Source organism: Palleronia sp., from assembly GCF_042089775.1.
Classification (GTDB): Bacteria; Pseudomonadota; Alphaproteobacteria; order Rhodobacterales; family Rhodobacteraceae; genus Palleronia.
The window spans coordinates 1-7,641 of record NZ_JBELKF010000118.1 but is presented as its reverse complement, the minus strand read 5'-3'; the positions used below and the strand labels follow the sequence as shown (position 1 = coordinate 7,641).

General features: G+C 67.2%; 5 protein-coding genes and 1 tRNA gene. 1 reads left to right on the top strand and 5 read right to left on the bottom strand.

The genetic code is table 11. The features are described from left to right. Positions 1 to 236: 236 nt before the first annotated feature. The 5 genes from ACFDS3_RS17815 to ACFDS3_RS17795 form a co-directional block, all read right to left on the bottom strand. Positions 237 to 322 (bottom strand) — tRNA-Leu (locus ACFDS3_RS17815). A gap of 54 nt (positions 323 to 376) precedes the next feature. Next, positions 377 to 1,420, bottom strand: a complete 1,044-nt coding sequence (locus ACFDS3_RS17810) for an ion channel (protein WP_375263700.1) — start codon at positions 1,418 to 1,420, stop codon at positions 377 to 379. Beyond that, positions 1,417 to 4,023 carry a chromosome segregation protein SMC gene (locus tag ACFDS3_RS17805; protein ID WP_375263699.1) on the bottom strand — a complete coding sequence of 869 codons (2,607 nt, stop codon included), beginning with the start codon at positions 4,021 to 4,023 and terminating at the stop codon, positions 1,417 to 1,419. Before ACFDS3_RS17805 ends, ACFDS3_RS17810 begins: the two co-directional genes overlap by 4 nt. Next, positions 4,020 to 5,165 carry an exonuclease SbcCD subunit D gene (locus ACFDS3_RS17800; RefSeq protein WP_375263698.1) on the bottom strand — a complete coding sequence of 382 codons (1,146 nt, stop codon included), beginning with the start codon at positions 5,163 to 5,165 and terminating at the stop codon, positions 4,020 to 4,022. Before ACFDS3_RS17800 ends, ACFDS3_RS17805 begins: the two co-directional genes overlap by 4 nt. 82 nt (positions 5,166 to 5,247) lie before the next feature. Then, entirely contained in the window at positions 5,248 to 6,570 is a 1,323-nt protein-coding gene (locus tag ACFDS3_RS17795; RefSeq protein ID WP_375263697.1) for an ATP-binding protein, read from the bottom strand. Between the two features lie 70 nt (positions 6,571 to 6,640). On the opposite strand from ACFDS3_RS17795, the gene ACFDS3_RS17790 reads away from it, so the two are divergent. Next, on the top strand, positions 6,641 to 7,510 hold the full coding sequence (locus ACFDS3_RS17790; RefSeq protein WP_375263696.1) for an MBL fold metallo-hydrolase: 870 nt from the start codon (positions 6,641 to 6,643) through the stop codon (positions 7,508 to 7,510). Positions 7,511 to 7,641: the final 131 nt, after the last annotated feature.

The window sequence follows — 7,641 nt, the reverse complement described above, 5'->3', positions numbered from 1 at the left end:
GGCTTGAATCATGGCCGGTGCCCTACGTGAATCCCCTTTTGTCAACAGGGCGTAGAAGAGGAGATCGACAGGCCTTGGGAAGATTGGAAGTTCTGGTGATCTGGTGGTCAAGCGAGTGGTGCTTCGACTGGTCTTCACGCACCCGCTCACTGTGACGCGTAAAGCAGGCGTTCAAACTGCAGAAACCACGTTACCCGTCAGGGCCTTACGGTTCTTCTCGCAAGAGAACTCAGGTATGGTGCGGGCGGCGGGATTCGAACCCGCACGGGGTCTCCCCCTGGGGAGTTTAAGTCCCCTATGTCTACCATTCCATCACGCCCGCGCAGTGACCGGGCCTTCCTAGCGGCGTTTTGGCTAAGAGGACAAGGTAAACGCTTCAGCTGTCGAAAGAGATATTGCCGGGCAGACGCTCGTCAGAGATGTAGTAGATCGTTTGACCCGACTTCAGCTCCGTTCCTTCTGCGAGCGAGAGGACCGGATCGCCTCCCTCTTCCGGTCGAAACCCGATCAACGTGGCACCATAGCGCGCGAGCAGAACTTGCATGGCATTGCCGGCGCCGATCCGCTCTGGACCGGTGATGCGCGTCGAATGGAGCGTCGCACCGGTGCGGGTCGACACGAGGCGTCGCAAAAGGTCGCTCGCACCCGGATCGGACAACGAACGCGCGACATGCTCGACCGTGGTCGAGGTGACGGTCTCGATCATCGGACAATGCTGTTCGACCAGATCGGCCGGCGCCGGGTCGCGGAAGTAGGCAACCGCGTGGGCCTTGGGCGCCAATGCCCCAATCGACAGGCAGGCGGTCAGGCTTTCGTCGTCACTTTCTGCCAGCACCACCACGAAGGCCGCTCCTCCGACTCCTGCACGCTCGAGGTCAGCCTTGTTGGCCAAGGAGGTCGCCCGAACCCAGTCCCAGTCTGCCTTGACGCTTGTCAGGTCGTGCGTCGAGACGATGACGATGTCGCGCGAGCCGTGCAGGCGCTCGGTTTCGGAGATCAGCCGGTCGGTCTCGCCTTGGACCCATCCGATGATCACAAGGTGGTTCGTCTTGTCGCTGAAACGTCCCAATCCGTTCATGACCGCCCGCATCCTCATGCCAATTTCGCCGATAATCTTGCCGATCACGAAGGCGAAGATCGAGATCGCACCGGGGATGACCCACACCGCGGTGAACAGTTTTCCGGCCGTGCTGGTGGGGGAAAAGTCTCCGTAGCCCACTGACGATCCGGTGACGACATAGAAATAGAAGAACTGGATGACGGACGAGACCAGCGGCCCCTCCCCCAGAAGCCACAGACCCGCGGCCGCGCTCGTCGCGTGAAGGACCGTCACTCCTGCCGTGAACCGCCAGCTTGCGGCCGACGCGTGCCGCGCCACGCGCCGCATCAGGCGCATGGCGTAGGTCGGGAAGATGCTCACGCCTCGGCCGCCGCAGAGGTGAGGCGAAGCGTGCGCCCGCCCAAGTCCCGGAAGGCCCGCTGTCGGCAGGACAGGACGAGGATCTGCAGGTCGCCCGCCTGGCGGTGGAGTGCATCGAACATGCGCTCGATCCGGTCGTCGTCAGTAAAGACGAGCGCATCGTCGAGGATCACCGGCGCGTGGCGCCCTGCCTTGGCCAGCATCCGAGCGAAGGCCAACCGGACCAGCAGCGCGACCTGTTCCTGCGTTCCGCCCGACAAGATCGAGATCGGCTCTTCAACGCCGCTGCGGCACAGCGTGGTGGGCAACAGCGTTTCCTGCTCCCATATCAGCTCGGCGTCAGGCCAGAGCAGAGACAGAAGCGGCCGCAACTCGGCAGCGACGGGGGCGAAGTACCGCTCGCGCGCCTCGGCTTTCGCAGCTTCGAGAGCGCTCTCGAGGCGCTTCAACACGGCCACTTCGTGCTCGATGCGCGCAAGCTCGTCGCGGGCGGCGGTCAGGTGTTCCTTAGTCTCGGCAAGGCCCTCCTCGACGGCATCACCCGCCCCGCGCGAGATACGCTCGTCGAGCCGCGCGAGCTCAGGCTTGAGGCGCGCAATGGCCTCGCGCGCTTCCCGATCGACGGCACGCGCGCGGGTAAGGGCGGCCTCGGCTGCAGGCAAATCCGGGGCACTGCGCGCTTTTTCGGCATGCACCGCCGCGGCTGCGTCCAGTGCCTCGCGGGCTCGGTCGAACTGCTCGGTCAGGGCCGCCTCGTCCTCCGTGCCCAGCCGTTCGACGCCAAGTTCCGCGCGCTGAAGCCTGTCTTCGGCGCCCGATGCGCAGGCGTCGGCACGGGCAGAGAGCGTTCGCGCGTCCGACAGCCGCTCCGCACCGGCATTCCGCACGGATTGTGCGGCCACGCGCGCATCCTCGGCCTGCTCCAGCGCCTTTTCAGCGACTTCTGGATCGGGCGCCTCGGCGCTCTCATCGTCTTTAACCTCGGGGATTGACGCGAGCGCCGCGCGCAAAGGAGCAAGCCCCTGCGGCGCAAGGCTGTCAAGCACCGCCTTCGACTCGCCTCGCCGCCGCTCGGCCTGGTTCCGCTTGTCCGCGGCGGCGCGGGCAGAGGCCAGGTCCGCGGCACCCACCGCCCCGAGTGCCTCGGCGAGCGCTCGGTCGGCAATTTCGACGGCATCATCGCCGCCGCGGCCATCGCCGGGCAGCACGTCCAGCGACCCGACGCCCTCGATCTCGATCCGCGTACGAAGGGAGATCGCGACCGGCTGCCCGTCATCAAGCGGGGCACCGTCGATTCGTGCGGCAGCACCTCGCTCTCCAGCATAATTCATGACCACCCGTGTCGCGGTCGCGGCGCGGGCGGCGGTTGCGGCGGCGCGTTCGGCGGCCAAGGCTTCGATCCGTTGCATCGTCGGGGCATCCGGTCCTTGCCCGGCCGCGGCGGCGGCCTCTTCCAGCGCGCGGCGCGCGGCTTCGGCCTCGGCAACCCGGCCCTGCAACTCGCGACGACGTGCGGCCCCGTCCCGCGCCGTGCGCTGTCTCTCGGCCGCGCGACGCCGCGCCTCGGCGCCATCACGCGCCTTCTGTGCGATATCGAGCGCATCCTCGGCCGTTTCGAGCGCCGCCTGCGCCGCATCCCGTTCGGCAGCGGCCTGTTCGGCGTCGGCAAGCGCCTTATCCACGGCCGCCCGCGCCGCCTGCCGCTCGGCCAGAGCCGCCCGCAATGCCTCGAGCCTTTCCTGCGCCCGCGCCACCGCGACGCGGCCGGCCTCGACCTTGCGCGCGGCAGCTTCGACATCCTCGGCATGGCGGAGAGCGGCGGCATGAGCGCCAGTTGCCTGGTTCAACCGCTCGGCCCGCGCAAAAGTGGTCTCGGCATCCTCGATCTCGGCAAGCTCGCGCCGCGCCCGACGCCTTGCCCGCAGCGCCTCGTGCAGAGCCTGCGACGTCTCTGCCAGCAACGCGTGCTCGGCCTCCAGCGCCTCGACCTGCTCCTGCGCCGCCTTCCACGGGCCGCGCGGGCGCAAAGTCTTGGTCGCGAGCACCTCGAGTTCGGCGCGGCAACGGGCAAGCGCGTGGTCCATCCGCCGCCCGCCGGTCATCGCCTCGACCTCGTGGCCGACCGACGACATCAGGTCCCGCCGCCTCTCCAGCGCCGCCTTCTCTTCCTTCGGGCTGCCGCCATCGAGCGCCGTCATCCCCTGCCGAACCCACAAGAGTCCCGACGGCCCGCTGTCCTCTCCGCCCAGGGTCTCGGCGATCCACACCTCGGCCGCGTCGGCCTGCGCGATGAGGCGACCGTCCTGCGAGACGGTCGCGGCAGGCTTCGACAGCCACCGCTTCCACAGGACGAAACCGCCGGCCTCGGTCTCGATCTCGACCGTCACCTCGGGTGCGCCGCCGGCATGCGGCTGGAGTGCCTTTATTTCCTTGTCCTTCGATCCGTGCGGCTTGAAGAAAAGCGCCTGCACGGCATCGAAGAGCGTGGACTTGCCGTGCTCGTTCGGCACGGCAAGCACATTCAGGCCGTCGCCGATCCCGCCCACCGTGGCGGGCCGGGCAAAACGGCGGACATTCTCGACCGAGATGGAGCGGAACTTCATCGCGGCGCCTCCCGCGTATAGGCGTAGAGCCGGGCGAGTGAATCGCCCGCAACAGTACGACCCGCCTCGGGGCGCGCGCCGTCTCCAGCCTCATCCATCAGGGTGTCGGCAGCAAGGCGCAGGGCGCCGGCGTGGTCGATCTCGTCCAGGTCATCGGGATCGTACTGCGTGCCGAGCGCGTCCGTCCGCAGGTCGAAATGCGCGAATTCCGGCCCGCACTGATTGCCCGCGGCCTCTAGACGCGCACGCTCGGCCAGGCCGGTCCAGCCCGAGGCGCGGACCCGCAGGAGCGTGTCCCGCCGCCCCGCCGCCGGCAAAACCGCGTTGAGCGCTGCATCTGCGTCCTGCCGCGGTGCGAGCGTCACCTCGCGCTCGGTCCAGAGGAAGGTGCCTGTCTCGACCTCGTCGACGTGCGGCGTGGCACCGGGGCCGGCGACTGTGATTGCAAGGCAGACGCCGCGGTGGTCGTGCTTGAAGCGATCCTGCTCGGGCGAGCCGCTGTAATGGACTCGCGGGCTGACCTGCATCCGCCCGTGCCAATCGCCGAGCGCCAGGAAGTCCAGCTCTGCGCTACGGTCGCGATTCGGTGCGATTGCCGCCCCCTCCTCGCCGAAATCGGAAATACCTCCATGGGCAAGGCCAATGCGCAGATCGCCCGCGGCGCTCTCCATGTCGACCATGGCCGTCGTCGGATCGCGCCCGGCCGAGCGCCATTCCACCGGACACGGCAGAAGCGTCACGCCCGCGGCCAGGGCGACCGGCGCGGATTCGGTCAAGGCATGGATGTTCTCCGGCCCCTCGCGGCGGATCGCGTCCCACAGCGGCTCGGCATCGCGCAGGTTGTCGTGATTGCCCGGCAGCAGCCACCAGCGGACCGGCGCAGCCTCGGCCATCGCGGCGAGGGTCTGGCGGATGGCGGTCGGAGATGGCGTGGCGGTGTCGAACGTGTCCCCCGCGAGCAAGATATCGGCGGCCCCATTCGCGACGGCCGCGGCCGCGAGGCGCGCAATGGCGCCGTGGCGGGCCTCCATCAACCGGCCGCGCACGTTGCCGTCGGGCGGCTCGGGGATGTTCGCGAACCGCCGGCCAAGATGCAGGTCCGAAGCGTGGATGAACCGGAACCCCGTCATCGACGCGGGCAACGCTGATTGATCATGAGGAAGGACCGTTCTGATACCGCGCGGCAGAACACACCACGCAGGATCATTTGTAAACTGCGCCGGGTCAGAGCGCGATCACAAGGTCTGCCCGCAGCCCCCCGAGATCGTCCGAGCTGCCGAGACGCAGGATACCCCCGTGCTGGCGCGCCACGTCCTGCGCGATGGCAAGGCCAAGTCCGACCCCTGCGCCGCGGTTCTGGTTCCTCGCGTTGTCGAGGCGCGTGAAGGCGCGCATCGCTTCGGCCCGCGCTTCGACCGGAATACCGGGTCCGTCATCCTCGACCGAGAAGACCAGCGCACGTCCGGACCGTTCGAGCGAAACCCGCGCCCGGCTGCCGTGACGCAGCGCGTTGCCCACCAGGTTCTCCAGCGCACGCCCCACCGCCAGCGGATTCAGCGACACCAGGTCGTTCGCCTGCATCACGCGACCAAAATCGACCGTTCCGCCGGCACGGCGCGCCTTCTCGACCACGTCTTCGACGAGCTGGGCGGGGTTGGTATCCTCGCGCTCGCCCATGACGCCCTCGCGCGCGAAATCCAGAAACGCATCCAGCATCCTCTGCATCTCATCCAGGTCGCGGCGCATCGGCTCGGCCTCGGCCTCGTCCAGCATCTCGAGCTCGAGCCTCAGCCGCGTCAGCGGGGTGCGCAGGTCGTGGCTGATCCCCGACAGCATCATGGTGCGCTGTTCGATCTGCCGCTCGATCCGGGCGCGCATGTCGAGGAACGCCGCCCCGGCGTTGCGAACCTCTCGCGCACCTCTGGGTGTGTAGGGCACGGACCGGCCTTTGCCGAAAGCAAGTGCCGCATCGGCCAGCCGCTTGATCGGCCGCAACTGGTTCTTTAGGAAGAGATACGCCACCACCGTCATCAAAAGCGCCGTCAGGATCATGATGACCAGGAACTGGTGCGGGTTCTGCGCCGAGACACGATCGCGATCGAACCGGAAGCGCAGGGGGCCGTGGCGCGTGTCGACCGTCATCTCGACGACGTCGTCGTCGCTGGCTAGATCGACCCCCCGCACCCCGTCGAGCTCCTTTACCAGGGTGGGGACGACGAGCCGGCCGGACAGGTCATAGATCTGGCGGTCGGTCCCGCTGATCGGCGCGGGATCAGGCAACGCGGTGCCAATCTCGAAATCTCGCGCCAGCGGCGCCAGCGTACGGCGCGCCGCGTCGAGCGAAGGGGCTGCCTCGACCGTGTTGCGCAGGTAGCGCAGCTCGTACGCGACATTGCTGCTCATCTGTTCCGTCACGTCCTCGAAGAGCCGCTGGATGAACACGACCGAAACCACGATCTGCAGACTGACGACCGGCAGCAGCAGGATCAGCGCCGCCCGGCCGTAAAGCGAACGCGGGGCATAGCGTTTCATGGAAAGCGCGTTCATCCTTGACCTCATGCGCAGGATTTGGCGCCAGCTTAGGCGTCCGCCGCGCAGACTGGAACAGGAGCCGACGATGTCGAAGGTTGAGCAGATGGAGCCGGGGCTCGAACGTATCGTCGCGCCGAACCCCTCGCCGATGACCGAGCGTGGGACGAACACCTATCTGCTTGGCGATACTCGCGCCATCGCAGTCATCGATCCGGGACCTGCGAATGACGATCACCTCGCGGCAATCCTGAGCGCCATCGGGACGCGCAAGGTGACACAGATCCTCGTCACTCACGCGCATCTGGACCATTCGCCGCTGGCCGGTCCGCTGTCCCGATGCACTGGATCACCCGTGCTCGCCTACGGCGATGCCCATGCCGGCCGATCCGAACGAATGGAGAGTCTGCGAGATCTGGGCGGCGGCGAAGGCGTTGATCTCGCCTTCGCGCCCAACCAACGTCTGTCAGACGGCGAGACCGTCAATACGCCCGCCGGTCCGGTCACGTGCATCTGGACCCCCGGTCATTTCGGGAACCATATGGCGTTCCTTTGGAAAGGCGCCGCGTTCTCAGGCGATTTGGTGATGGGATGGGCTTCGACCTTCATCTCTCCACCCGACGGCGAAGTCAGCGCCTTCATCGCGTCCTGTCATAGGTTGAACTCGCACGCGCCGCGCCGACTTTATCCAGGCCACGGCGCACCAGTCGAAAACCCGACGGAGCGCGTCGATTGGCTGCTCGCCCATCGGCAAGCGCGGGAGGCCCAGATCATCGCCGCCGTGTCCGCCGCGCCTGGTACTCCGGCGGCACTTGCAGCGCGCGTTTACGCAGATGTTCCAGCCGCCCTGTTGCCCGCCGCAGTGCGCAATGTCCTGGCTCACCTGATCGACCTCACCGAAAACGGTCGCGTGAAGGTCGACGGTCGCGTCGGTCCCGAGGCAACATTCCACCTCTGAGCGGTCACGCAAGGTCAGGCCAATTTTTTACGAGACACGGCTTGCACTCTCCGGCACGATGAGAGATACGGTCGCCAATTCCGGCGTAGCTCAGCGGTAGAGCAGTTGACTGTTAATCAATTGGTCGTAGG

Bases quoted from the DNA above. Each gene is read 5' to 3' on its own strand.
- ACFDS3_RS17805 (WP_375263699.1), bottom strand. From the start codon at position 4,023: ATGAAGTTCCGCTCCATCTCGGTCGAGAATGTCCGCCGTTTTGCCCGG.
- ACFDS3_RS17795 (WP_375263697.1), bottom strand. From the start codon at position 6,570: ATGAACGCGCTTTCCATGAAACGCTATGCCCCGCGTTCGCTTTACGGC.
- ACFDS3_RS17790 (WP_375263696.1), top strand. From the start codon at position 6,641: ATGTCGAAGGTTGAGCAGATGGAGCCGGGGCTCGAACGTATCGTCGCG.